This is a genomic window from Shimwellia pseudoproteus, from assembly GCF_016415625.1.
Taxonomy (GTDB): Bacteria; Pseudomonadota; Gammaproteobacteria; order Enterobacterales; family Enterobacteriaceae; genus Shimwellia; species Shimwellia pseudoproteus.
The window spans coordinates 1-23,342 of the sequence record NZ_WBXP01000054.1 but is presented as its reverse complement, the minus strand read 5'-3'; the positions used below and the strand labels follow the sequence as shown (position 1 = coordinate 23,342).

Genomic DNA, 23,342 nt, shown 5'->3' with positions numbered 1-23,342 from the left:
TCGATGTGTTTGCGGGAAAAAAATCGGCCCAGATCCGCGAAATTTTAATCAGCGAGTCAGCTTGGGAAGAAATGACCTGCTTATTCGCACCTTCCCTAGCCAGTCTGCCATGAGCATGACCAGCGCACCGATCAGCAATGAGCCTGTAAACTGGCTTTTCACCTTCCGCAACCCCATTATTTTTGCCAGATAAGGCGCCAGTAGCCCTATAAAGCTGACCGGACCTTATCGTCGCGCACGCTATTATCACGGCGGTCAGCAACAGTAAACTGCGGCGGCGCGGTAATCCCCCCAATTTTATTCAGCCCGATGCACTCCCCCCGATAAACAATGTAGTGCGGCAGAGGGAAAATTATCCTCGTAAAAAAATCATTTTCCCGACAATATTTCCGCGCCTCATTCGTCTACCTCATCACACGCTATTTTTAGTCATTTATTGAGGAGTGAACGCCATGAAAGATGTTGATACACGTAGACACGGCCGGGGGCATGGCCACCGCCGTATCGCGAAGCCGGTAGCTATTGGTGTGGCGCTGATTGTGGTGCTGGGGCTACTGGTGATGTCTTTGTGGAACGCAGTGCTTCCCGGGCTGATTGGTGTTAAGAATATCGGTTTCTGGCAAGCGCTGGGGTTGCTGGCCTTGTGCCGTATCTTATTTGGCGGTCTGGGCATGCGCCCGGGAATGTTTGGCGCCCGCCGGCGTATGCATGAGCGCTGGATGCAGATGACACCGGAACAGCGCGAGCAATTTATGCAGCATCGACATAAACACCGCTGGCACGGCGTTGCCCGCCTTCACGGCGGACATTACGCCCGGGACGGGCAGCATGAGCATCAGGAAGACGCCCCCACGGCTGAGCCGCAACCGGAAGAGACAAACGCTCAAAAATCCGCGGGAACCGAGTAAGCAGTATGCACGCTGAAAAGGCGAAATATTCACCCCTTGTCGCGGCGCTGGCCGCCTGCAGAGCTAAGTTATCGGCTTTTATTCGCGGCCGTACTGCGGTGCGCGATGATGCGGACGATATCCTGCAGGAAATTACTTATCAGCTTATAAAAGTGGAACAGCCGGTGGAGAACGTCGCAGCCTGGTTGTTCCGCGCTGCGCGCAATGAGATGACCGACCGATCGCGGAAAAAACGTGAACTCCCGCTGTCGGGCTACTACGCCGATAGCGACGACGATGGGGAGTTTGTGGAAGACGAGCTGGAAGAGACGCTATTTGGTGTTTCACAGTCACCGGAAGAGGCCTGTCTCAGCGAACTGATATGGGCAGAGCTGGATAAGGCGCTATCGGAATTGCCCGTAGCCCAACGCCACGTGTTTGAGAAAACTGAGCTGGAAGGCTACAGCTTTAAAGCGCTGGCGGAGGAGACCGGCGTTAGTGTCCAGGCGCTGCTGTCGCGTAAACACAAGGCTGTGCTCTCTCTGCGGGCTCGCCTGCATACGCTTTATGATGAGATCACGGGGGCGTAAATACGCCACGCCAGAGAGCAGGATATATTGTACGTTGCTCATCCGCCATGGGGTTTGCCGTTGATCCAGATAACAAAGGCGGGGCGCTTTGGTTTATTCATAATGATCTAAAGCATGACACGCTATCAATAAGAAAGGATTGTTACTATCAACAATCCTTTAATCCAATCACAATTTACCGGGGAAGTATTTTTCTACCAGCGCATATAAAATAGCAGCGGTTTCAATATCAATGACACCATCATATTTTTGCTGTCTAAAATGTAGCTGGAATACTCTGATTGTCTTGCTTAATGCTGCAGGGTCGCTTTTTATATTCTCCCCACTACCGGTCGTAATGAACTGTTTAAATGCATAGCCGCCGCCCGGTAATATTTCAATGCCGTAACCGTAAGCAGACAGCTTTTTCACGATATCATCGTTGGAAGGGATACCATTTTCCCTAAACAGGGAAACATATTTTTCTTTAGTGGATTCATCAAACCATGCACCTACGCCATTGTCATATAACTTTTTCCATGGAAAGGCGGCGCCGGGATCAGATTTACGGTCCAGAGAAATATCGCCATGGCCGACAACCTGCGTTGGCTGAATGTCAGGATAGCGTTTCAGAATATCTTTACACAGCGCAATAGTGGCCTCTATTTGTTCATCATTGAACGGTGGGAACGTAAATGTGCCGTTATTCTCCGAAGCCAAATTGACCAGATCAACGGCTATTGAGCTATCATTGAGTTTCACCCGATTTTCCCACGCGCTGGCACCCGCATGCCATGCGCCCTGGTCCTCATCTACCAGATTAAATATTCGTAATGATGTGAATCCTTGTTCTTTATAAGAGGCTTCAGTCGGGTCGGGAATCAGGTAATGGACGGCAACCACTCCTGATGTTAAGAAGCGATCGTTGATTGCTGTAGCAAAGTTCTCCACCGTATAATGAATAACCAGCGAACGGGGTCTTGATGAGAAATTTGGTGAGCGATAGGTTTTATTGTCAATAAGGTATTTTTCACCATTAGCACCAGTGACAGATGGCTGATTTGAACAACCAGAGACAATAGATATCGCCGTTAAAAGCGGTAACACACCTTTCATATTCTTGCTCCTTTTATAAGGTTATAACGTGATATAGTTGCCAATTCACCGCCAGATGACGATTAATGTGGATAAGCCAGTTTGCCAAAAGGTGAGGTTAAAAAAAGAACAATTCACTGCGTGTTGTGCAGGCGTTTAACCAGTTTGCCGATATTTTCCCCCCGATTTTGTTTGCTATCCGCAAGTCCGGAATAAATAAAGCAATATTAAAAATATGTTTTAGATATACCCTCCTGATACGGTGTTATTGCTGATGGCGTCGTAAAGGAATAGCGCGTTCATCGTGGGGAAGGAATAGTAGGGTAGCGAGCGTAGTTGCCATTCAGAATATTGATTTTTAGCGCTTATAAAGCGATAAGTGATGTTAAATTAAGTGCATATTGAATCGGGTTTATAATATTTTCTATATCTTATCGTCAGCCTGCGGTCCGCAAGGGGGCAGGTTTGTGTCCGGCATTTTTTCTGCCGCGATCCCGTGCCGGTACCGTTATCCTGGCCCGGGCTGACAAACGGTTGCTGGCCCGATGGCACAGCGGGATGGTTTGGTCGCCCTGCGGGTAATGAGCCCACTTCCGTGGGCTTTTTTATACTGGCAGGCGCGAGGCTTGCTTCAACATCTCTGCGCTCACTCGCCGGTGTCCGTCTTTCCGGACCGTCAGAACATAACTGAACAGCTGCCGCGTGATCTGTGCGTCGCTGATAATATGAATATTAGTATTGCGAATCAAAAAGCGCAACAAAGAAATAATCGTGATGCGAATGTTGTGGGTGATTTATTGATTAAGTGCATTAAAAATCCCGGGGCCGGGATCTGTCTTGTGGCCGGGGGATTATTGCTTTCTGGCGGCCAGCAGTTCTTCAAAAAGACGATCAAATTCGAGTGTTTTTTCTTTTAATTCAGAAAGATGTCTTTCTTTTTCACTGGCGGGAAGCCGTTCATAAAGCGTGACTAACTCGGCCTCTTCAGGTTTGAGAAGACGCCAGCCAGCGGCGGAGTAATCTTGTACATGGGTGCCGGTCTGGCGCACGTAATTCATCAGTTCAGCGAGATCGGGGCGAATGTCTTCCGGCTTTACGCCGAGCAGCGCCGCGAATTTTAACGTTGCTTCGGTATTGAGCGGAATATTGCCGTTCAGGTACTGGCTGACCGTCGCTTGTGTACTGAAGCCGAGCGCATCCGCCGCCTTATCCTGGGTAAGGCGTAACGTAATTTTCTTTTCGTTCCATATGTTGCGCAGTCTTTGGGCCGCGTCGGCCTCAGCTGCATCAAGCGTCTTCTTTCTCATGGTGCCCATATTATTCGCAAAAGTAATTTACGCCCAATCGTGTAACTGTTGACACCGTTGTATTCGCAATACTAATATTTGTATATCGCCGGCATCAAAGAGAAGGTGATGGATCTTAAAAATTACCCGGACGCTGTCGCCAGCCCGCAGGTGGGCAACGGCCTCACCGGTGATAGCGCAAATGCCGCAGATTGCGGCCCCATGGCGCCTGACCAGCGCTAAGAATTGTGAGGAAAGACCCGTGCAGACCACTACAGCTATCTCCGGGCGAAACGGCTGTCGCCTGAACGAAAGCCCCGCCGATACCTCAGACATTGAGGCTATTTTTGACCAGCGCATGATTTCCAGACCCTGGTCGTACTACGAGCAGTGCAAAGCCGACTTACTGAAACAGTCGCTCTCCCCTGATGCATATCAGTCTGCCTGCCGTAACATTGCTGACACACTGGGGATCTGACCATGAGTATGATGCTGATGGCCAAAGCCATGGCCATTAAAACGGGCAATCCGATTCGTAAACTGGTGCTGATTAAGCTGGCTGACAATGCCAATGATCGCGGTGAATGCTGGCCGTCTTACCAAAACATTGCCGATCATTGTGAGTGCAGTAAGAGTGCAGTGAGGGCCCATATCGATGCGCTGATTGCGCTGGGGATTTTGGTGAAGGAAAACCGCCCCGGAATAAAAAACGGCAAGGGTAATGCATCGAATATTTATTATATGAAACTCGATAACCCTATGCCGGATAAAAACATAGCCCCTGTGCCGCCAGCCAGCATAGGTATGGCACCACAAGCCACCCCCCCTGTGCCGCCACATGGCACCAGAACCTGTCACTCTTTTGAACCCGTCATTGATCCTAACGATCCCCCAGCCCCCCAGGGGGGAGGCGGTGACGAAAAAATAATGTCTGATGCCCAACAGGCCATGACGTTTTACAACGCGGCATCACAAAGCCGCTGCCGGGACCTGAAACCTTTCGTACTGATGCTCACCCCGACAACCACCCGGGAAGGTTACTCACTGGCTGACCTGCAACTGGTGATCCGCTGGGTGCTGGCAACCTGGCGGTGTCGCGCTGGCAGAATACCGAAACCGGCCAGCATTTGCCGGATAAACCGGTTTGATGGCTACCTGGCAGATGCCGAAGCCTGGGCAACCACCGCATCGGATATCGATCCACACGCGGTGATAAGCGCCTACAACGACATCTTTACTGGCGCACTCCCGGCCGCCGAACTGGACAGTGATCGCCGGCAGATGATTGCTCGCCTGGCGGCCCACATGAAAAATAAAACCACCGGGGCATTCCTCGGCTATTTCGAAAAATTTCGCACTGAAGCCCCTGATTTTTACTTTGGTACCGGCGGCTGGCGGGCCAGCTTCGATTATCTGATGAAACCTGAAACGCTGAGGAAAACCAGGGAAGGCGCGTTATGAGCCCTCAGGAACTGGAAATGTGCGTGCTGAGTGGGCTGCTCAATGGCGGCGCCACGCCGGACGCGTTTGACGTGATAACCCGGCTGCCCGAAGAGGCGATCAGCACCGGGTTTTACCGCGCCGTCTACCGGGAAATAAAAAAGCAGGCCCTGGCGGACGGGATCATTGACATGATGATGATCTGCGAAGCGCTGGGCGGCGATCATCTGGCGGACCTGGCCGACATTTGCCGTCTGCCGGCAACGGTACCAAACCTGCCGGGTTATGCCGCCCGGGTAGTGAAAGGCTGGCATAGCCGGCAACTGGCCACGCTATTTCAGAAGAGTGCTGACGGGATCCGCCAGGCGAAAAACCCCCAGCAGCGTGACGACATTATTGAGCATGCCGTCGCTTGCTTGCTGGAAATGATCGGGGACACCGGGGACATTCATCCCGTGCACATTAATGTACTACTGCCGCGTTACATGGACATTATGCGTACACGGGTTAACGGCGAAGCCGGGGCCATGAAACTGTATACCGGCATCACCGAACTGGACTGCGTCACCGGCGGTATTAACCCGCAGGATCTGGTGGTGGTGGCCGGGCGCCCGGGAATGGGGAAAACAGAATTTGCATTAAAAATTGTCGACGGCGTAACCGCAAAAGGAGGCGGGGCGCTGATTTTTTCTATGGAGATGGCCGCACAGCAGATCACCGAACGCGCCATTGCCGGCGCCGGGAATATGCCGGTATCCCGGCTGCGTAATCCGGCGGATTTTAGCGACCAAGAGTGGCGATGCCTGACGGCGGCACTGGGTGCCCTGGAGCAGCGCGACATCTGGGTGGTGGATGCCACTGATCTTACCATTGAGCAGATCCGGGCCATTGCTGAGGCCCACAAACGCCGCTATCCGCAACTGGCGATGATCATGGTGGATTACCTTGGGCTGATTAAAAAGCCCAGGGCAGAACGCAACGACCTGGCCATTGCTCACCTGTCCCGCAGCCTGAAAACCATGGCCATGCGCCTGCATACGCCCATCTTCGCCCTTAGCCAGTTATCCCGCGGGGTGGACTCCCGGCCGCCGGATCAGCGTCGTCCGGTCATGTCTGACCTGCGTGACTCCGGCGCGATTGAACAGGACGCCGACAGCATTCTGTTTCTGTACCGCGATGCCGTTTACAACCCGGAAAGCCCCGCCGCTGGCGTGGCGGAAATCATCCTTGGCAAAAGCCGGTTCAGCGCCAGCGGCGCGGTTATCTATCAGGCGTTCAAAAACGGGCATTTTCTCTCAATGGATCAGCATATTGGCAAGGAAAAATCCCGTATTCAGGTGGCGGCAAGCCAACCCAGAAAACCACGGGGTAGCTATGCAAATAAATACCACACTGAACCATTTTAACGGCGCCTGACCAGCGTATATTCAACTGAGGAAAGACCAATGACCGATTTATACTTTGCAAAATCAGTAAAACCCGACGATGGCTGTGACTGGACTTCGGTGATCATCTGGCGCATGAACGCCATTGCCCGGGCACGTAGCCGCGCCTGCTTTGTACCGCCCCCGCAACCGGTGCGGGTGTGTGATGTTACGCCCCCTCAGCCCCGGGCTGTAGCGCGCAAGCAGCAAGCCGTACCGCTGACAGCGGCCGGACAATTGCAGAAAACCCATACCGGCACCGTTATCTATGCTGGCGGTGAAAAAAGGGTGCAGATCCGCGAAACCGCCACTGTCTGGACCGCAGGACCTACAGAGAATTACGACAAACTGACCGGCCACCGGGTCGGCACCCGGGGGCATTGCCGCCTGTTGCTGGAGAGCATCAGGCCCATCGAAAACTCAACCAGGGAGCGGCACGGTGGTGAGCTCTCCGCACAGCAACTGGTGGCGCTAATACAAGGTAAAACCCTGAGCTACCAGGGCATCATGGCCGCCGTTAAAAAACAGCATCCGGATGTCATTATTACCCTTGAGCAAATACGTAAACGGCTGTGGGGAATGCAGCAGTCTGCTTTTATTGATATCGAACGCCACGATGATATGCCGGTGACCTACTTCACCCTGAACAGTGTCGATCCGCGCTTTTACCCGTGGTCTGCAAGGAACGCCAGAGGATAAGATTCCAGCGGGCTACGCGTGAGGCGTATTCCCTGAAAATACGATGATAAATAATCACTTGGCCCGTAAGGGCCATTTTGTTTTATGTATTTATCCGTGACCTTTCCGTAAAACTACTGTATAAATAAACAGGTATTGCGTATGGTGTTATTAGATTACCCGGATACTCAAAGGTTTAAATCATGCAACTTACTGATGATGAAGGAAATGTTGTCAAACTGCCGGACGATGGTCGCGTGGTGTTATCAGTGCGAAACGGTAAAGTCGTGAGTGTGAGGGATGTTCATACTGACGAGTTTATCGCTTCGCTTAATGCATTGTTTGATATGGCAAAATTAGCTGGTTTTTCAATCAACAAACCCGACGGCGTTAAGCGCTAAACCAGGCACCGGCCTGAACAACCGGCGAGCCTGAACACGGAATACTGAACAACAGCTGCGTTAAAGGGGATAGCACCGCCTCTCAATGGGTGCCTTGGCGTCATTAACAACTGATATTGACCGCGATGCCCTCTGGCACCAGTGCGCCGGGGGGCGTTTTCCGTAGCCAGGATATCTGGAGAGAAGAGGACGTTATATGATCTATCCATCAACCACCGGAAAACTCGATGAGACACTCCGCCTGCAGACGCTCGAATCGGTGTGGATCCAGGGCAAGCTAAAAATGTGGGGGCGCTGGTCGCATATTGGCGGCGGCGCTGTCGGGAATATGTTCAATATGTTGCTGGCATCGCAGACGGTGAGTAAAACCGCTATCCAGCAGATACTGCAGCATCTGGCCTCTGCTGGCCTCAGCCGTGAAGAGCTGCGGGTCTATTTTGAAGATCTGCTCAGCGGTAAAAACAAAAGTAATCTGGCGTTCTGCACGGACGATGAGGGGCTACAGATAGATGCGGTGATCGCTGAAACACTGGTCCGGGCCGGGCATCAACAGGCTTTTTTACTGCTCTGCGACCGCTATAAACGGCGGATGAGTAAAAAGGCCATGGCCCGGCAGTTAAAGGAAAAACACCCCGAGTGGAGCCTGCGAACCTGCGAAAGTCGCATCGATGTCTGGCTGCAGATGGCCGAGGCGATGCTCTACAGACCGATGTGCGATGCATTCGATAAAAAACCTGAAAGATTTCGCTTGCAGGATTGCGCGGGCGCTGCTTGAATTCATATAAGCTTAGCAAAGCGTTATTGGAAATGACCTTAACGCAATACTTTTACCAGAACCCGCCACCGTGCGGGTTTTTTATTGCCTGATATTTTCCCGGGATCATGATTAGGTGGTCTGTCCTTCGCTTTATTGATGCTCCCCGGCAGAACAGCCTCGCTTGCGCGGGGCTTTTTTATATCCGCTCCCAGGCGCAGCCATCACAGATAACCCGCCGGGGCTGATCCCATCACGAACCGTACCCCGCGTGACGTGGGGGTGAGAGATGAAACCACACATGCCAGACAAAATTGCCTCCGCGGTTGGGTACTGCACATCGGGCAGCCTCATTTGCTGGGGCAGTGTTGCCAAATGGATGCACGAACTCGACTGGAACCTCGTCGCCGTGGTCGGCGGGTTCATCATTGGTTTGCTGACCTTCGTCGTCAATTTCTATTTTAAGCGCCGCCAGACACGCGCCTATGAGGACGCGTTAGCGCGCGGCTATGTCACGCCTCCACCTCAGGATAAATACCCATGAGCAACCTGATTAAATATGTGTCGGCGGCCGCTATTGCCGGTGGCGGGGCGGCTGCTATTGCCGCTGCGTTAATTACCGGCCCGACGGGTAATGATGGCCTGGAGGGGGTCAGGTATCAGCCCTATCAGGATGTAACGGGGGTCTGGACAGTCTGCTATGGCCACACCGGCACAGACATTTTGCCCGGCAAAACCTACAGCACCGCTGAATGCACGGCGCTGCTAAACCGGGACCTTGCCACGGTGGCCCGCCAGATGGCCCCCGCTATCAATGTTACTGTCCCGGAGACCACCCGCGGCGCCCTGTATTCATTTGTCTACAACGTCGGCGTGGGTCAGTTCAATACCTCCACGCTGCGGCGAAAAATCAACCAGGGCGATATCAACGGTGCCTGCGATCAGTTGCGCCGCTGGACCTATGCCGGTGGCCAGCAGTGGAAAGGGCTGATGACCCGACGTGAGATTGAACGCCAGGTCTGTTTATGGGGCGAGCAATGAGCGCCCATTACCGCGTGCTGATCGGTGGATGTCTGCTGGCGCTGGTAGGGGGAGCATGCTGGACGGCAGACCACTACCACCGTCTGTACCAGTCACAGAAAACCCGGGCGGAAACTGCCGAACAACAGGCCAGTCGCGCAGAACTCATCACCGCCCACGTTCTGCGGCTAACGTCCATTTTCACTGCCATCAGCGAGGCCAATCAACATGGCAAAGCGCGCATTGCCCGGGATGCCTCCCGGGCTGCTTCTGATATTCACCGGGCGGTTGCGCAGGATGATTGCGCTGCCCGTCCTGTGCCTGCTGGCGCCGTTAAGCGGCTGCACGATTACGCGCACGGTATACCTACCGGCGCCGGTGCTACCACTCCCGGCAGAGCTGACCGCACAGACACCCCGGCCGGTTATCCCGCAGCCGCTGACATGGGGGGATAGCCTGGCGCTGAATGTCAGCCTGTTAGCCGCCCTCGGCCAGTGTAACCGGGATAAATCCGCCATCCGGCAGGCCGAGGCCGCAAGAGCAGGCCCGGGACAATGACAATCGCATTACCAATACGGCGCCGGTTTTGTTCAGGGCCGGTGGTGAATTAACGCAACGCAACAGGAGGCACGGCACATTGAGCAATGACAGTACGGCCGCAGGGTACCTCACGCCCACCGGGAGTGACCCGGATTATGGCGAGGGACTGGAGGGGACAATCAGCCGCTGGATCCAGGGGCTGACGGGAATCGACGCCAGCCTGGTGTTCCCACTCTGGACGGCGCCGCAACCGGAGAGCCCACCCGATAACATGACCTGGTGCACCTTCGGGGTCACCGGCGTTCAGGTGGACTCGCCGCCCGCGTATATACAGGGCGATGAATCCGTCGCGCAGTGGTCACAGGAAACCATCAGCCTGACGGTCCGTTTTTATGGTCCCGCAGGGCTGATGACCGCTACGCGGTTGCGCGACGGCATGCTGGTGACCCAGAACCACGATGAGCTGAACCGCGCTGGTCTGGCGTTTATCCAGCAGGGGGGGATCCTCAACGTCCCCGAACAAATCAATAGCCTGTGGGTCCGCCGCTATGACACCAGCGTCGACCTGCAGCACAAAATCATCCGCCAGTATGGCGTCAAAACGCTGGTGCAAGCGCCAGTAACATTCTTTGGAGAATAATCTATGCCACAGGGTTTACCTGTTTCCAACGTCGTGAATGTGGACATCATCATGTCACCGGTCGCGGCACAGGGGCGCAATTTTGGCGCGCTTCTGATTCTGGGCACCTCGACGGTGATCCCGGTTACTGAACGTATCCGTGAGTATTCAGCGCTTGAAGATATCGGCACCGATTTTGGTGTCGACAGCCCGGAATACGAGGCGGCCACGGTCTTCTTTTCCCAGGCGCCAAAACCGACGCAGCTCTTTATTGGCCGCTGGGCGAAAACACTGGCCACAGCGGAGTCCGGCGCGGTGGAAACCATGCTGGAGGCTGCAAACGCCGCCATGCAGTACACCAACTGGTACGGGCTGGCGCTGGCCGACAGCGCCGACCTGGTTGAGAAAGACCTGATCGCTGTTGCCGCGGCCATTGAGGCATCCAGCCTGAGCCGCATCCTCGCGGTGACCACCGCCGATCCCGATGTGCTGGTAGCGGGCAACAGCGACAATATTGGCTATAAGCTGAAGGCCGCGGGCTATGGCCGCACGTTCTGGCAATACAGCACCAGCAGCAAATACGCCGCTGTCTCGGCATTTGGCCGGGCCTTTACCGTTAATTTTAACGGCAGCAACACCGCTATCACGCTGAAGTTCAAGCAGGAACCGGGGATTACTTACGAAACCCTGACCACCTCACAGGCCGCGGCCATCGACGGCAGCAACGGTAACGTCTATGTCTATTACGCCAACGACACGGCGATTATTCAGCAGGGGGTGATGGCCAACGGGGACTTCTTCGACGAACGCCACGGCCTGGACTGGCTACAGAATGATGTGCAGACCAACCTGTACAACCTGTTGTACACCAGCACCACCAAAATTCCCCAGACCGATGCAGGCGTGACCCGCCTGATGGCAAACGTCGAGGCGTCCCTCGATCAGGCCGTCACCAACGGGCTGGTAGCGCCGGGTATCTGGAACGGTGGCCCGGTCGGCCAGCTTTCCCCGGGTGACACCCTGACAAAAGGTTATTACGTCTATGCCGGTGCTGTGGCTAACCAGGCGCAGGCAGACCGGGAAGCCCGCAAATCACCGGTTATCCTGGCGGCGATTAAGCTGGCCGGCGCCATTCACTATGCCGATGTGCAGATCAACGTAGTCCGTTAAGGGGTAATACATGTCCAGTTATTCTTTTCTTGATGTCTCGGCATCACTGACCGGTCCAACCGGGAGTATCGATCTGGGGTGCGGCTCAGCAAACAGCGAAGAGGGCATCACCATCGCTATGGGTGAGGTCAAAAACACCATGACCATCGGGGCGGACGGCGAAGTCATGCACAGTCTGAATCCCGGGAAGTTCGGCACCATTACGGTGGTGTTGATGAAAACATCCCCGGTAAACAAAAAGCTGTCGCTGATGTACAACGCCCAGAGTCAGTCCTCGGCCACCTGGGGCAACAACGTGATTGTCATCCGTAACAAGGCCAGCGGCGATATCATTACGGCGCGCAGCTGCGCATTCCAGAAACAGCCAGATAACGCCAATGGCAAAGCCGGTGGCACCCTGTCATGGGTATTTGACTGCGGCAAAATCGACCAGCTACTCGGGGAGTTTTAACCAATGGAATGTGAAATTAAAGGCATCACTTACCGGATCGCAACGCTGGATGTTTTTCAGCAACTGAAGGTGAGCCGCAAGCTGCTGCCGGTATTTGCCGGGCTGGTGAGTGAGTTCGGCACCCTGAAAGCGCAGGTGTCAGCCGGTAATAATCAGGGGATGGTGGATAGCGTGCTGCCTAAAATTGCCGATACCGTGGCGGCACTGCCAGACGATGACGTTAACGCGGTGATTTACCCGTGCCTCGGGGTTGTCTCCCGGCAGAACGGTAGAAACTGGTCGCCGGTATTCAGCCAGGGCGTGCTGATGTTTGACGATATCAGCATGCTGGATATGTTGCAGCTGGTGGCCCGGGTGGTGGCCGACAGCCTGGGAAATTTTTTGAACGAACTCCCCGTCAGCGAGACGCCCACCCCGCCAGCAGCCTGACGCTGGACTCTCTCCCCGATGGCGAAAGCTATCTGATGCGCCCGGTGGATGCCGGGTACATCCCCTATACCGCACTGAAAGACGGTACCGTTGACCTGGCAGATATTGCCCGTATGAATGACTGGCTGGATCTGAAAGACGACAACGCATACCGGATAGCAAAATGGAGAGAAGCGCGTGAACGCTGAAACGATCAAAAACGTCCTCGTTTCCCTGGGGTTTTCGGTGGATGAGGCGGGAGCAAGACGGGTTGAGGCTGTGGCTGCTGGTGTTGCGATAAAAGTTGCCGATCTGGGGCTGAAGGCAGAGTCCTCTGCACTGGCGGTGGTGAACTTCACGGCCAATATCGCCGGGCAGCTGGATGCGCTCTATTCGGCCTCCCGGCGTACAGGCGCCACTGTCGAAGGCATCAAACGCATTGGGTTTGCCGCAAGCCAGGCGGGAGGGCGTGCAGATGCTGCCCGGGGATCGCTGGAAAACCTGGCAACGTTTATCCGCACGGCACCGGATGCGGCGCAGTCCCTCAGCCGGATGGGGGTACAGACGCGAACCGGCAGCGGCCAGCTGCGCGATATGTCGGCCATTTTTAGCGATGTTGGCCAGCAGCTTAGCCAGATGCCACCACACCAGGCCGAACAGTCTGCACAGATGCTAGGCATTGATAACACTACCCTGCAGGCGATGCGCCACGGTATTGGCCAGTTCAGCGGGGAATATACCGCCATGGCCAGGGCCATTGGGTTCAATGCCGACCAGGCGGCTGTCAGCGCAAACCGGTTTATGACCACATTCCGATCGTTCGGTGAAATGTCCGACATGGTGCGCGATAAAATCGGCGCCAGTCTCGCAGAGGGCCTGGCCGGCCCGCTTGATACGCTGCGCCACCAGGTGATGGATAATTTCCCGAAAATTGACAGCACCATAACGGCGGTCGTCAATGGGGCCCTGTGGCTGGGAGAGACATTAGGCCGGATGGCCTACCGGCTGATTCAGCTGACCGGGGATATTATCGACGGGTGGGCGTCGCTGGATAACGGGACGCGCCAGGTGATTGAGGTGCTTGGTCTGCTGGTGGCTGCCTGGCGGCTGCTGGATATGGCGTTTTCGATGTCACCGGTTGGCCGCATCGTTATGGTGGGTGCGGCGCTACTGGCGCTGTATGACGACTATAAAACCTGGCAAGAGGGCGGCCAGTCATTAATTGACTGGCACAAATGGGCGCCCGGTATCGATTATGCGCAGAAGGCATTTTCCAGCCTTGGCGAGGATTTCAGTACGCTATACGAGAAGGTGAAATCCCTGGGAAGCGCCCTGGTGGATCTGGGGAAACGGTTCCTCGGCTTTATCAATATCGACACCAGTAAATTTCACGGGAAATGGCTATTCGACCAGATTATCGAGAGTGTACGTAGCTCGATAAGCGTGCTTGGTTCGCTGGTGGATGCTTTGCGTAAAGTGGTTAGTGGCGATTTCTCTGGTGCCTGGTCATCACTCAAGGATGCGGCGGGCGCATGGGTAAAAAGCCCGGTAGTGCAGGGCGCTGTGGCTGTTGGCCAGGGTATTGTGGATAAGGTGTCCGACTGGTGGAATGGTGATAGCACCACCCAACACGCCCAGGCTACTAAACGTGGCGAGCGCAATAATAACCCCGGGAATCTGAACTTTGTCGGGCAGTCAGGTGCTTCGCTTGAGCGCCCAGGCGGTCGCTTTGCCAGATTCGATACTGCATTTGACGGGTTACGGGCGTTGTCTCGTCAACTGATGTTATACGCAGGGCGTGGAATTAACAGCGTAGAGAAGATTATCTCCACCTGGGCACCCGCATCCGACAATAACAGTACCGCCGCTTATATTCAGGCCGTATCCCAGGGGCTTGGTGTAAACCCACGGGCCGCACTGAACATGCAGAATCCTCAGATAATGTCCGCGCTGATGAACAGCATCATTCACCACGAGAACGGCAGAAATATCTATTCTCGCGATCTTGTTAATAGAGGTGCTGCGTCGGGTATTGGAGGGCGAAGCGATCAGTTTCAGCAGCAAAACACGTACTACATCTACGGCGGTAATGCTCAGGATATCGGGCGCGAAGTTGGCCGTCAGGTGGGGGATAACGCGGGCAGAATGCGAACCAGGCAAGTAAGGAGAGGCTGATGGATATTCTTTCTACACTGTTCCGGCAGCAGAGCCGGAAAATCGGGATCATCGTTCCCAGCGTGGTGGTGTCGGAAAAGCACACCGATACGCTGGAAATTACCGAGCACCCGGTAGAGGTGGGGGCTGCGATTACTGACCACGCCTATAAAAAACCGGCAGAGCTGGTGATGGAGGTTGGTTTTTCCGGTGGCGGATCTCTGCTGGACTTTACCAACACATCAAGTATTGGTCTCAGTCTGCGCCTCAGCCCCAGAGAGACGTACCAGCAATTGCTCGATCTGCAATCATTACGGGTGCCGTTCGACGTGATCACTGGTAAGCGCCTGTACAGCAACATGCTGCTCAAAGGGCTGGAAGTCACCACCGACCGCACCACCGAGAATGTGCTATCAGCTGTTTTGACGCTGCGGGAAGTGATTATTACCAGCACAACCACAAAACAGGTGGCGGATAAAAAGGATATGGCGTTGGGGGTTACGACGTCGGCCGTACAGAACTCAGGTGTTAAAACGCCGGTGCCGCAAAATAGCTCGATGTATTCTTCGGCCTGGCAAGGAGTTAAATCATCCCTTAGCCTTGGTAAATAACGATGGAAACACAAGAAATTCCCCTCAGCGCAGCGAACCAGCAGTTCACTATAACTCTGACCGGAAACAGCCTCCGGATGTCGATCACCTGGCGGGCGATGTTCTGGTGCCTGGATATCATGAGTGTTGATGGCTCGCCGCTGGTCATGGGTATACCGCTGATTACCGGCGCTGACCTGCTGGCGCAGTACCGGCACCTCAATATGGGGTTCTCCCTGTATGTCAGCTGTGATGATCCGGCCAACGAAAACCCTACCGAAACTGACCTTGGCACTGGCAGCCACCTTTACGCGGTAACGGAGTAAATATGTCACAAAACTGGATGCGCCACTTCGAGTTATTGCTGGTGGATAAAAATGGCAAGGCGACTGACTTTGGCTCATTTAAAGCCACGTTCAATATCGACTGGTTTAATCTCAGCAGTGAGACGCGGATCGGGACGTTCAAAATTTATAACCTGTCTGCGCCCACGATTAATAAAATAATGGGTGCAGAGTTTACCCGTATCCGGATTATTGTGGGGTATGACGGCCTCGCCGCTGATGTCAGTGCCAGTCAGGTGGGCGTGGCCCGTCAGGTTAATCCTGATGAGGCTGGTCAGACCGACGGACGAAACTATGGGTCGATATTCGACGGGGAAATTCGTTACACTTTGACCAGCAAAGATAAAAATAGCCCTATCGACAGCTACGTTCTGATTTAGGCGGCCGATTCGGATAAGGCATTTATCACCACCATGACATCGCATACTCTGGCTGCGGGTTACATGGCTGCCGACATGAACGCCTTGCTGATGAAGGACTTCAACGCCAACGGTGTCACGGAGGGCAAAACGCCGCAAATGCCGCCTACTGTTTATCCTCGGGGCCGGGTGCTGTTCGGTATGACCCGTGACCTGATGGATAATGTGGCTGAACAATGCGGGGCGACGTGGATGTTCGTGGATGGTAAGCGGGAGATGGTCGCTCAGGATGAATTCATGCACGATGCCATTCCACTGAACAGCGAAACGGGCCTGATCGGTATGCCAGAGCAGACTATCGGCAGCGGCGTAAACGTCCGGGCGCTGATTAACCCTAACATCCGGGTGAATGGCCTGATTGAGCTGAACCAGGGCGCTATATTCCGGATGCAGTTAGGCAGTAACGATATTGCCAAGGCGGATGGCCGTATCACCAACCAGAACAATAACGGCAACATCACACCGAATGGCGTTAAAGCACAGCCAGCCAGTATTGCCACAGATGGTATATATGTTGTCCGGGGCATTATGTACACTGGAGAAACACGGGGCCAGGCGTGGTACATGGATATGATGTGTGAAGCGCGTGGGGCGGCGGACCTATATTCGAAAGAGGCACAGCAAAAGGTTTATTCATGAAAGTTAACTATTCGATCTTGCTGGCATCGTTATTAACATCAATCAGTTTTGGTGCGGCAGCTGATTTACAATGCGGTGGTTATCATCTTCACGCTGCTGAAAATGGGTGGACTCAAATAAACGGCGAACAGGTTACATCCCAAAAAATCAGCTTCTTAGCCGGTAAGGAGGATTGGGATAATGTTAAAACTGATATGGGTCTCATGCCATCTCGTGACGGTAACAACTACGGTTTCCAGTTCATTAAGCGTGATGGAAAGTCATGGCTTAATGTCCAACTCCTGCAAGCCAGCATGGACGCTCCAAGGGTGATCGGGTCGTTCCCGTGTAAGAAGGTGGCGGATTAGTGTACACTTTACGAATTGAATCCGGCATTAAAACTTAAGTAAACGGTTTAGAAAATAAGGTTGATAAAAATGGTCGCGGGACTTGAGTTGTTAGTGTTGCAAGCTACGGATATCCGTTTTGTTTCACGAGCAGCGCAGCAGATAGTTAAGCCCCTAACAGTTGCCAATAGCAAATTGGTAGAGACGGCTATGCCTGTGAACCCTGATGAGGTGAAGTTTGCTCTCGACCGGGCGTCAGTGGCTATCAATTCTGTTGAACGAAAACTGATTGAGTGCGCCGAAATTATCACAGGAATGGACGATCCAGAAGGCTTAGGGTTGTCATTCACAAATGACTTTCCTGGTGAGTTAAAGGCCCGGGCCGAGCTTCTTACGGATCAGATAGAAAATCTGAAAAACGTCTTTTCCCTCGTGGAAACATCCGCTTCTTGGAAGCCCTATTTATCTTCGGTTCAGGACCGAAGAAAAAAAGCGGTCAGAGCTATTTCTAACTTGAGAAATGCCTATTTGAATATTGCTATGCTTGCAGAGCAATACATATCACCTGTTCCGACTGTTGAAAGCAGCGTTGAAGGAAGCACGGAAGAGTTCACATCTGCCGTTGGATCTTCAAACCGATTGCTGGACATTAAACAGTCGGAGTGGAGATAATGGCTGAAGTTTGCATTCAATCCTCGTTAGCCAGTAATGCCACCGTTCAAGGTTATGCAAGAGAACTATCGAATTTTCTTAACGGAATCTCATTGTCTGGCCGGTTGGGTAAAAATGGCGGGTTCGAGAGAAATCTGGCAGCTACAGCGTCAGGAATTATGAAAATTCATATCCTCGTGCCCGGGGAGGGTTTTTAGGGTACAAAAATTCCTCAAGTAAAGCGAACGAGTAATAACTACCTTGTGTATGTCAGGCACTGGGACTTCAATGAGAAATTTCAGCTGATAGCAATTATCACACCTGATGCCCACGAAAGGATTGATGGTTTACTTCCTGATATCATTCGTATAGCTGAAAGTGACTTTCATGATTTGAATGAATCGCAGATAAATCAGATGACTTTCTACTAAAAAGAACAAACTCACTAAGACCCGCCATTGAGCGGGTTTTTTATTGCCTGGAGAAAATGAATGGCGGTATCTGACAAAACCCGGTCTGGCTCACTGGCCGAGGTGCTCACCTCTGAAAAACGGGCCAATTACGAACAACTACGGGTGGCAATGCCCGGCATTATCCAGTCGTTTGATCCTGATACGGTGACGGCTGTCGTTCAGCCAGCGATCCGGGCGGTATCCCGCGATAATGACGGCAACACATCGACTCACGATTACCCGCTGCTGGTGGATGTCCCCGTGGTATTCCCCCGCGGCGGCGGTTGTACCCTAACGTTCCCGGTGAAAGCCGGTGATGAATGCCTGGTTATTTTTGCTGACCGCTGCATTGATTTCTGGTGGCAGAACGGTGGGGTACAGGAGCCGGTGGATGGCCGCATGCACGATCTGTCTGATGCGTTCTGTATCCCAGGCCCCCAGTCGCAGGCACAAAAAATTAGCGGCATCAGCACCACGGCGGCGCAGCTACGTACTGATAGCGGAGCGGCATTTATCGAGCTGGCCCCCGGCGGCGCGGTCACCATTACCAGCCCGCAGGTCACAATTAACGGCCAGCTGCAGGTCAATGGTGTGATTACCTCAACAGGTGATCAGACTGCTGGCGGTATCAGCCAGATCAACCATACCCACGGCGGTGTGCAGTCGGGGGACAGCAATACAGGAAAACCACAATGAGATACCGGCGCGAGGACGACGAGGGTGATTACACCTTTGGCCAGGGAGATGATACCTGGCTGACTAACTCACCAGAGGCGGTGGCGCAGGCGATTAAAACCCGCTTTATGCTCTGGTATGGGCAATGGTTCCTCGACACTACCGAGGGCACCCCGTGGGTACAATCGGTGCTGGGCAAACAGCGCCCTGAAGAGTACCGACTTGCAATCCGCCAGCGCATTCTGGAAACCCCGGGTGTGAACAGTATTATCGCCTTTGATAGTTCAGTTAACACCTCAACCCGGCGAGTGACCTTCACCGCCACGATCGACACCATCTACGGAACCACAACAATAATCTCGGAGGCGTAATGACCTTAAACCTGGATACTTTGGGCTTATCGGCAACGGTAACCGCTCAGGGGATAAGTGCGCCCGATTACCAGACCATTCTGTCTACAATAACCGGGTATTTTCAGCAGATTTATGGCAGCGATGCCTATCTTGATCCTGATAGTAAAGATGGCCAGATGATTGCGCTGGTGGCACTGGCGATCCACGATGCCAATAACACCGCGGTCGCTGTCTACCGGTCATTCTCTCCCACAACTGCGCTGGGGGATGCGCTTAGCAGTAACGTGAAAATTAACGGCATTACCCGGCGCCTGGCCACGAATTCAACTGTTGACCTTGTGCTCGCCGGTACTATAGGCACCACCATTATTAATGGTACGGTGCGGGATTCCAACGGTGTTATCTGGAATTTACCCATTGTGGTAGTGATTGGCACCGATGGCACAGCAGTGGCCACGGCAACCTGTGCCAGCACTGGCGCGGTGGTTGCGTTGCCACATTCCGTCACGCAGATCAACACGCCAACACGGGGCTGGATGACCGTTACTAACCATCTGGCAGCTACTGTGGGCGTAGCTGAAGAAACGGATGCTGAGCTGCGGATCAGGCAGAGTCAGAGTGTGGCGCTGGCCTCCCTGACGCCGTTTGACGCAGTGGATGGTGCTATTGCCAACATTAGTGGCGTGATCCGCCATAAACTGCTTGAGAATGACACCGGGTCAGTGGACAGCAATGGGCTACCGGCACATTCACTCTGCGCCATTGTTGATGGGGGGGATCTTACTGAAATAGCTCAAACAATACGGAAAAAAAAGACACCGGGTGTATCTACATTCGGTAATACATCGGTGACAATTAACGATGCGTACGGAAATCCTCTGACTATTAATTTCTCCCGGCCAGTTCTGATCCAGATATATGTCGAAATCGAGTTAAAGGTATTTTTTGGGTATACTAATCCAGTCGGGGATGGAGTTAAAAAATCAATATCTGATTATATTAATAATTTAGATATAGGTGATGATGTGTTATTAAGTCGGCTGTATTCCCCTGCCAACCTGACTGCGGGGGAAGATAATAGTGATAGCCAGTATTATGATATATTGTCACTCAGGATTGGAGTTGCTGGTAATACACCGTCAGTAAGTAATGTTAACATTTCTTATGATGAGCTCGCATTCTGTGATGCTGGCACTATAAAACTAACGGTGACGCAATGACATGAGCAAATACACTAGTCTGATAACCAGTTATCATTCGTCAAAGCCGCTTTTCAATCAACATATTGATTTATCAACTCGCCCGGTTTCCGATATAGCAAAGACCACTATAGCCTTAGTAAACGGTTTTGATTTAGATAAGGCTGTAGGCATGCAGCTTGATATGGTTGGTGAATGGATTGGCCGCAGCAGGGAAATCACTGCACCTGTAGATAATTACTTTTTCTCATTAGATATTCCTGAACTTGGGTTTGATTATGGAACATGGAAGGACCGCTATGATCCTGTCACGGGTATAGTCCGTGTGGGCGATGATGATTACAGAACCATGCTGCGGGCTAAAATCGGGGCAAATAACTGGAAGGGAACCTCTGAGGAACTACCTGCACTATTTAATAGCATTTATCCTGGAGGGAGCATAAAAGTTACATATTCTGACAATCAGGATATGACTATGACGGTTTTTGTTTCCGGTGATGTAATATCTCCGGTAACTAAAGAAATTATCAGGCAGGGATATCTTGCGATAAAACCATCAGGCGTAAGTGTTACATATCAAATTAATGGGGTGGCTATATAAGATGGCTAAAAATGACTTTAAGGCGTTTGCTGTTGATGATAATGCGAATGTTTTATCTCAGGAAGATTATGAAAATCTCGATGCGCTGATTTCTGGCTTTCATTCGGGTATCGCCAGGAGTGAGCAGCTAAATAAAGTATGGAGGCAGTCATCAGTAATAGCTGCAATGCTGGGTGATTTTATTACTACAGAAACTGGAGATGATGTTACTGATGATGGTGATCTAAATAAACTGTTAAAATCATGGCTGGCAGCGCTGCTTAATTACTCGGAAAAGACTCTTGATAGCCGGTATCTTAACGTAGATAAAAATCTGTCTGATGTTCAGAATAAAAATTCGGCACGGGTAAATCTCGGGCTAGGTAATGTCGCAACGTTAAATACCGGGACCACTGCGGGCACAGCGGCTGCTGGCAATGACTCCCGGATTGTGAATGCCGTGCAGCGCGGTGGCGATACCATGACCGGTGATTTAACGCTACGAAATTTGTTCGTCAACGGCACCGGGTTTGTCGAAAAGCGTGGTGTTTCTGCAACAGTCGACGGTATGAACTCGACAAATGGATTCCGGATTATCGGGAACGGTAATTTATTTGCGGATATTTATCACAGCGAACGTGTTGGACAGAACCACTTTATGGCATTCCATGTTGCCAATGGCGGTGCTGACGGCTGGTTTGAGTTCAGAAATGACGGGCAATTTTTTGCGAATAACTACCTCCATGCGGGAGAGGCCATTTTAGCCACGGACGGGAATGTCAGCGGGTCGATATGGGGCGGCTGGCTGCGGGACTGGCTGCTGAACAGTAATGACCCGACCGTTAATGCTGTGAACAGGGGGGCAATTGATGCCCGTCTTAACTGGTACAGGGACGGAGGGCAACTGGATGGCCGTATCCAGTGGGGGGCTTTGCTGGGGGTTGCTAATGCGGGGGCTGGCGCTGTGGGGACATATGGTCTTCTTTATAACCAGACCGGGCACGATATTAACCCGGGAGATGTGATACCCGGAGGCCAGCTGCGCTGGGCATCTGCAGGGGAGCGTCAGGCCTGGGCCCCCAGTGACGGCGCCTGGAGAGCGCTTGGCACGGCAAATGCTAATAAAGGCTACGATGGTGATGAAGTCACACTGTATGTACGTATCAGCTAACGGAGGGATGAGTATGAATTTACCAGAAACTAATGAAGTCAGTTATTTTGATGTTACTGAAGCCAGAAATCCGTACTGGACTGACAGCAGTTACACCAGAATAACGCTTGAGGTTATGTTTGCCTGGGGCGCTGACAGAAATGAATACATTCCTTTTACCGCGTCGCCGGATGATCCTGAGCTCCACGGCAGGCAGATATTTGCGGATGCAAAAGCCGGTAAATACGGTGAGGTGGCGCCGCCGCCTGTCCCCACTGCAGGGCAGGTGGAGAATGAAATCAGCCGGCGTATTAAACAGGCTTCGGCAGTACTGAGTGAGTTATCAGACCGGCAGGCGACCCTGCAGGATGCGCTCGACCTGAATATGGCCGGTGTGGATACCCACGATGCGCTGGAAAACCTGAACGCGGAGATGCTCGCCTGGCGGGAATACCGGGTGAAGGTGTCCCGGGTGGCGGAGCAGGATAACTATCCGCAGGCGGTGATATGGCCGGAAGCACCGGCTAACCGGTAAGACCGGTTAGTGATAACCCGATAATGAACATTACCGGTGAATCAGGGAAAGCCAGATCACGGTCACCCTGGTTTATCCGGGAGTATGGTCACAGAGGAATAACGTTTATGAGTGGCGGAGATGGAAAAGGACCGGGAAATACCGGTCTCGGACACAGTGGTGGTAAACCTAGTGGAAATACCACTGGAAATTCCAGCAGTTCTTCAGGTCACGGCGGTTCAGCTTCAGGCGGTAACTGGCATTATAGCCCAGGTCATGGGCCAGTTACTTCAATCGGACCTGGTGGTGAGATCCACATCAACATCACCGGCGGGATGAACCGGGGGGATCCCCCCCTGAAGGGAAAGGCGGTAGCGGCGGAACTGGGACAGGCGGTGTAAATGCTGGAAAAAATAGCGGGAATGAAGGCGAAGGAGCAGTATTCATACCTGTTCAGGGGCTTTGTTGAATAAATCGAACTTTTAGCCGAAATTAGGATCAGATCACCACACTCCTGACCCTGTAGCGACATCCTGTGACAAAGCAAAAGTTCA

At 52.9% G+C, this 23,342-nt stretch carries 31 protein-coding genes and 1 pseudogene; 29 read left to right on the top strand and 3 right to left on the bottom strand.

The window, feature by feature from the left end; translation table 11 throughout:
* Positions 1–48: 48 nt before the first annotated feature.
* Positions 49–177, bottom strand: a complete 129-nt coding sequence (locus F9C28_RS20510; protein WP_199016582.1) for a hypothetical protein — start codon at positions 175–177, stop codon at positions 49–51.
* A gap of 275 nt (positions 178–452) precedes the next feature.
* On the opposite strand from F9C28_RS20510, the gene F9C28_RS17520 reads away from it, so the two are divergent.
* Complete coding sequence (locus F9C28_RS17520) at positions 453–908, top strand: hypothetical protein (protein ID WP_199016580.1); 456 nt, start codon at positions 453–455, stop codon at positions 906–908.
* A gap of 5 nt (positions 909–913) precedes the next feature.
* The gene (locus F9C28_RS17515; protein ID WP_199016579.1) at positions 914–1,477 is read left to right on the top strand and encodes an RNA polymerase sigma factor; all 564 of its coding nucleotides are present in this window, start codon (positions 914–916) and stop codon (positions 1,475–1,477) included.
* Between the two features lie 168 nt (positions 1,478–1,645).
* Here F9C28_RS17515 and F9C28_RS17510 read toward each other — a convergent pair whose 3' ends face one another.
* Together F9C28_RS17510 and F9C28_RS17505 are read right to left on the bottom strand one after the other, a co-directional pair.
* Entirely contained in the window at positions 1,646–2,572 is a 927-nt protein-coding gene (locus F9C28_RS17510) for an N-acetylmuramoyl-L-alanine amidase (RefSeq protein WP_199016578.1), read from the bottom strand.
* A gap of 830 nt (positions 2,573–3,402) precedes the next feature.
* Positions 3,403–3,858, bottom strand: coding sequence for a helix-turn-helix domain-containing protein (locus F9C28_RS17505; RefSeq protein ID WP_199016577.1), 456 nt, complete (start codon positions 3,856–3,858; stop codon positions 3,403–3,405).
* A 241-nt stretch (positions 3,859–4,099) separates the two neighbouring features.
* Here F9C28_RS17505 and F9C28_RS17500 point away from each other — a divergent pair, with 241 nt between their 5' ends.
* From F9C28_RS17500 to F9C28_RS17370, 27 genes and pseudogenes are all read left to right on the top strand, one after another.
* A complete protein-coding gene (locus F9C28_RS17500; protein WP_199016576.1) occupies positions 4,100–4,315 on the top strand; it encodes a hypothetical protein in 216 nt (71 codons plus the stop codon).
* A gap of 2 nt (positions 4,316–4,317) precedes the next feature.
* A complete protein-coding gene (locus F9C28_RS17495) occupies positions 4,318–5,298 on the top strand; it encodes a helix-turn-helix domain-containing protein (RefSeq protein WP_199016575.1) in 981 nt (326 codons plus the stop codon).
* Complete coding sequence (locus F9C28_RS17490) at positions 5,295–6,683, top strand: replicative DNA helicase (protein WP_199016574.1); 1,389 nt, start codon at positions 5,295–5,297, stop codon at positions 6,681–6,683. The genes F9C28_RS17495 and F9C28_RS17490 overlap by 4 nt, the downstream gene beginning before the upstream one ends.
* Before the next feature lie 39 nt (positions 6,684–6,722).
* On the top strand, positions 6,723–7,400 hold the full coding sequence (locus F9C28_RS17485; protein WP_199016573.1) for a hypothetical protein: 678 nt from the start codon (positions 6,723–6,725) through the stop codon (positions 7,398–7,400).
* Positions 7,401–7,582: 182 nt separating this feature from the next.
* The gene (locus F9C28_RS17480) at positions 7,583–7,780 is read left to right on the top strand and encodes a hypothetical protein (protein ID WP_199016572.1); all 198 of its coding nucleotides are present in this window, start codon (positions 7,583–7,585) and stop codon (positions 7,778–7,780) included.
* Positions 7,781–7,976: 196 nt separating this feature from the next.
* Positions 7,977–8,555, top strand: a complete 579-nt coding sequence (locus F9C28_RS17475; protein WP_199016571.1) for a DUF1133 family protein — start codon at positions 7,977–7,979, stop codon at positions 8,553–8,555.
* A 280-nt stretch (positions 8,556–8,835) separates the two neighbouring features.
* Positions 8,836–9,078, top strand: a complete 243-nt coding sequence (locus tag F9C28_RS17470; protein WP_408641533.1) for a class II holin family protein — start codon at positions 8,836–8,838, stop codon at positions 9,076–9,078.
* On the top strand, positions 9,075–9,575 hold the full coding sequence (locus tag F9C28_RS17465) for a lysozyme (RefSeq protein WP_199016569.1): 501 nt from the start codon (positions 9,075–9,077) through the stop codon (positions 9,573–9,575). Before F9C28_RS17470 ends, F9C28_RS17465 begins: the two co-directional genes overlap by 4 nt.
* A 207-nt stretch (positions 9,576–9,782) precedes the next feature.
* The gene (gene lysC / locus F9C28_RS20215; RefSeq protein WP_456299971.1) at positions 9,783–10,112 is read left to right on the top strand and encodes an Rz1-like lysis system protein LysC; all 330 of its coding nucleotides are present in this window, start codon (positions 9,783–9,785) and stop codon (positions 10,110–10,112) included.
* 79 nt (positions 10,113–10,191) lie between these two features.
* Positions 10,192–10,734 carry a phage neck terminator protein gene (locus F9C28_RS17455; RefSeq protein ID WP_408641532.1) on the top strand — a complete coding sequence of 181 codons (543 nt, stop codon included), beginning with the start codon at positions 10,192–10,194 and terminating at the stop codon, positions 10,732–10,734.
* 3 nt (positions 10,735–10,737) lie between these two features.
* A complete protein-coding gene (locus F9C28_RS17450; RefSeq protein WP_199016567.1) occupies positions 10,738–11,883 on the top strand; it encodes a DUF3383 family protein in 1,146 nt (381 codons plus the stop codon).
* A gap of 10 nt (positions 11,884–11,893) precedes the next feature.
* Positions 11,894–12,334, top strand: coding sequence for a DUF3277 family protein (locus F9C28_RS17445; protein WP_199016566.1), 441 nt, complete (start codon positions 11,894–11,896; stop codon positions 12,332–12,334).
* 3 nt (positions 12,335–12,337) lie between these two features.
* Positions 12,338–12,763, top strand: a complete 426-nt coding sequence (locus F9C28_RS17440; RefSeq protein ID WP_199016565.1) for a phage tail assembly chaperone — start codon at positions 12,338–12,340, stop codon at positions 12,761–12,763.
* A gap of 35 nt (positions 12,764–12,798) precedes the next feature.
* Positions 12,799–12,951: a DUF6889 family protein gene (locus tag F9C28_RS17435; protein WP_199016564.1), complete on the top strand. Its 153-nt coding sequence runs from the start codon at positions 12,799–12,801 to the stop codon at positions 12,949–12,951.
* Entirely contained in the window at positions 12,941–14,917 is a 1,977-nt protein-coding gene (locus F9C28_RS17430) for a lytic transglycosylase (RefSeq protein ID WP_199016563.1), read from the top strand. The genes F9C28_RS17435 and F9C28_RS17430 overlap by 11 nt, the downstream gene beginning before the upstream one ends.
* Positions 14,917–15,507 carry a phage baseplate protein gene (locus F9C28_RS17425; protein WP_199016562.1) on the top strand — a complete coding sequence of 197 codons (591 nt, stop codon included), beginning with the start codon at positions 14,917–14,919 and terminating at the stop codon, positions 15,505–15,507. The genes F9C28_RS17430 and F9C28_RS17425 overlap by 1 nt, the downstream gene beginning before the upstream one ends.
* Before the next feature lie 2 nt (positions 15,508–15,509).
* Positions 15,510–15,812, top strand: a complete 303-nt coding sequence (locus F9C28_RS17420) for a phage baseplate plug family protein (RefSeq protein ID WP_199016561.1) — start codon at positions 15,510–15,512, stop codon at positions 15,810–15,812.
* A 2-nt stretch (positions 15,813–15,814) separates the two neighbouring features.
* Positions 15,815–16,888 (top strand): annotated as a pseudogene (locus F9C28_RS17415) (hypothetical protein).
* Entirely contained in the window at positions 16,885–17,235 is a 351-nt protein-coding gene (locus tag F9C28_RS17410) for a hypothetical protein (RefSeq protein WP_199016560.1), read from the top strand. The pseudogene F9C28_RS17415 and the gene F9C28_RS17410 overlap by 4 nt, the downstream one beginning before the upstream one ends.
* Before the next feature lie 69 nt (positions 17,236–17,304).
* The gene (locus tag F9C28_RS17405; protein ID WP_199016559.1) at positions 17,305–17,886 is read left to right on the top strand and encodes a hypothetical protein; all 582 of its coding nucleotides are present in this window, start codon (positions 17,305–17,307) and stop codon (positions 17,884–17,886) included.
* Between the two features lie 206 nt (positions 17,887–18,092).
* Complete coding sequence (locus F9C28_RS20505) at positions 18,093–18,296, top strand: type II toxin-antitoxin system YafO family toxin (protein WP_408641534.1); 204 nt, start codon at positions 18,093–18,095, stop codon at positions 18,294–18,296.
* Between the two features lie 60 nt (positions 18,297–18,356).
* Positions 18,357–19,013: a Gp138 family membrane-puncturing spike protein gene (locus tag F9C28_RS17395; protein ID WP_199016557.1), complete on the top strand. Its 657-nt coding sequence runs from the start codon at positions 18,357–18,359 to the stop codon at positions 19,011–19,013.
* On the top strand, positions 19,010–19,363 hold the full coding sequence (locus F9C28_RS17390; RefSeq protein WP_199016556.1) for a thioredoxin domain-containing protein: 354 nt from the start codon (positions 19,010–19,012) through the stop codon (positions 19,361–19,363). Before F9C28_RS17395 ends, F9C28_RS17390 begins: the two co-directional genes overlap by 4 nt.
* Positions 19,363–20,565, top strand: a complete 1,203-nt coding sequence (locus F9C28_RS17385; RefSeq protein ID WP_199016555.1) for a baseplate J/gp47 family protein — start codon at positions 19,363–19,365, stop codon at positions 20,563–20,565. Before F9C28_RS17390 ends, F9C28_RS17385 begins: the two co-directional genes overlap by 1 nt.
* Before the next feature lies 1 nt (position 20,566).
* A complete protein-coding gene (locus F9C28_RS17380) occupies positions 20,567–21,145 on the top strand; it encodes a DUF2612 domain-containing protein (protein ID WP_199016554.1) in 579 nt (192 codons plus the stop codon).
* Position 21,146: 1 nt separating this feature from the next.
* The gene (locus tag F9C28_RS17375) at positions 21,147–22,295 is read left to right on the top strand and encodes a hypothetical protein (protein WP_199016553.1); all 1,149 of its coding nucleotides are present in this window, start codon (positions 21,147–21,149) and stop codon (positions 22,293–22,295) included.
* 13 nt (positions 22,296–22,308) lie between these two features.
* Positions 22,309–22,809 (top strand): tail fiber assembly protein, encoded by a 501-nt coding sequence (locus tag F9C28_RS17370; RefSeq protein WP_199016552.1) that lies wholly within the window; start codon positions 22,309–22,311, stop codon positions 22,807–22,809.
* The last annotated feature ends 533 nt before the right edge of the window (positions 22,810–23,342 follow it).

What these genes read in the sequence shown, in the direction of transcription:
- F9C28_RS17450 (WP_199016567.1), top strand. Translation starts at nt 10,738, where the DNA reads ATGCCACAGGGTTTACCTGTTTCCAACGTCGTGAATGTGGACATCATC.
- F9C28_RS17480 (WP_199016572.1), top strand. Translation starts at nt 7,583, where the DNA reads ATGCAACTTACTGATGATGAAGGAAATGTTGTCAAACTGCCGGACGAT.
- F9C28_RS17515 (WP_199016579.1), top strand. Translation starts at nt 914, where the DNA reads ATGCACGCTGAAAAGGCGAAATATTCACCCCTTGTCGCGGCGCTGGCC.
- F9C28_RS17465 (WP_199016569.1), top strand. Translation starts at nt 9,075, where the DNA reads ATGAGCAACCTGATTAAATATGTGTCGGCGGCCGCTATTGCCGGTGGC.
- F9C28_RS17505 (WP_199016577.1), bottom strand. Translation starts at nt 3,858, where the DNA reads ATGAGAAAGAAGACGCTTGATGCAGCTGAGGCCGACGCGGCCCAAAGA.
- F9C28_RS17510 (WP_199016578.1), bottom strand. Translation starts at nt 2,572, where the DNA reads ATGAAAGGTGTGTTACCGCTTTTAACGGCGATATCTATTGTCTCTGGT.
- F9C28_RS17435 (WP_199016564.1), top strand. Translation starts at nt 12,799, where the DNA reads ATGCGCCCGGTGGATGCCGGGTACATCCCCTATACCGCACTGAAAGAC.
- F9C28_RS17440 (WP_199016565.1), top strand. Translation starts at nt 12,338, where the DNA reads ATGGAATGTGAAATTAAAGGCATCACTTACCGGATCGCAACGCTGGAT.
- F9C28_RS17425 (WP_199016562.1), top strand. Translation starts at nt 14,917, where the DNA reads ATGGATATTCTTTCTACACTGTTCCGGCAGCAGAGCCGGAAAATCGGG.
- F9C28_RS17405 (WP_199016559.1), top strand. Translation starts at nt 17,305, where the DNA reads ATGGTCGCGGGACTTGAGTTGTTAGTGTTGCAAGCTACGGATATCCGT.
- F9C28_RS17445 (WP_199016566.1), top strand. Translation starts at nt 11,894, where the DNA reads ATGTCCAGTTATTCTTTTCTTGATGTCTCGGCATCACTGACCGGTCCA.
- F9C28_RS17395 (WP_199016557.1), top strand. Translation starts at nt 18,357, where the DNA reads ATGGCGGTATCTGACAAAACCCGGTCTGGCTCACTGGCCGAGGTGCTC.
- F9C28_RS17375 (WP_199016553.1), top strand. Translation starts at nt 21,147, where the DNA reads ATGGCTAAAAATGACTTTAAGGCGTTTGCTGTTGATGATAATGCGAAT.
- F9C28_RS17420 (WP_199016561.1), top strand. Translation starts at nt 15,510, where the DNA reads ATGGAAACACAAGAAATTCCCCTCAGCGCAGCGAACCAGCAGTTCACT.
- F9C28_RS17485 (WP_199016573.1), top strand. Translation starts at nt 6,723, where the DNA reads ATGACCGATTTATACTTTGCAAAATCAGTAAAACCCGACGATGGCTGT.
- F9C28_RS17385 (WP_199016555.1), top strand. Translation starts at nt 19,363, where the DNA reads ATGACCTTAAACCTGGATACTTTGGGCTTATCGGCAACGGTAACCGCT.
- F9C28_RS17380 (WP_199016554.1), top strand. Translation starts at nt 20,567, where the DNA reads ATGAGCAAATACACTAGTCTGATAACCAGTTATCATTCGTCAAAGCCG.
- lysC (WP_456299971.1), top strand. Translation starts at nt 9,783, where the DNA reads ATGGCAAAGCGCGCATTGCCCGGGATGCCTCCCGGGCTGCTTCTGATA.
- F9C28_RS17410 (WP_199016560.1), top strand. Translation starts at nt 16,885, where the DNA reads ATGAAAGTTAACTATTCGATCTTGCTGGCATCGTTATTAACATCAATC.
- F9C28_RS17495 (WP_199016575.1), top strand. Translation starts at nt 4,318, where the DNA reads ATGAGTATGATGCTGATGGCCAAAGCCATGGCCATTAAAACGGGCAAT.
- F9C28_RS17470 (WP_408641533.1), top strand. Translation starts at nt 8,836, where the DNA reads ATGCCAGACAAAATTGCCTCCGCGGTTGGGTACTGCACATCGGGCAGC.
- F9C28_RS20510 (WP_199016582.1), bottom strand. Translation starts at nt 177, where the DNA reads ATGGGGTTGCGGAAGGTGAAAAGCCAGTTTACAGGCTCATTGCTGATC.
- F9C28_RS17475 (WP_199016571.1), top strand. Translation starts at nt 7,977, where the DNA reads ATGATCTATCCATCAACCACCGGAAAACTCGATGAGACACTCCGCCTG.
- F9C28_RS17390 (WP_199016556.1), top strand. Translation starts at nt 19,010, where the DNA reads ATGAGATACCGGCGCGAGGACGACGAGGGTGATTACACCTTTGGCCAG.
- F9C28_RS17370 (WP_199016552.1), top strand. Translation starts at nt 22,309, where the DNA reads ATGAATTTACCAGAAACTAATGAAGTCAGTTATTTTGATGTTACTGAA.
- F9C28_RS17490 (WP_199016574.1), top strand. Translation starts at nt 5,295, where the DNA reads ATGAGCCCTCAGGAACTGGAAATGTGCGTGCTGAGTGGGCTGCTCAAT.
- F9C28_RS17520 (WP_199016580.1), top strand. Translation starts at nt 453, where the DNA reads ATGAAAGATGTTGATACACGTAGACACGGCCGGGGGCATGGCCACCGC.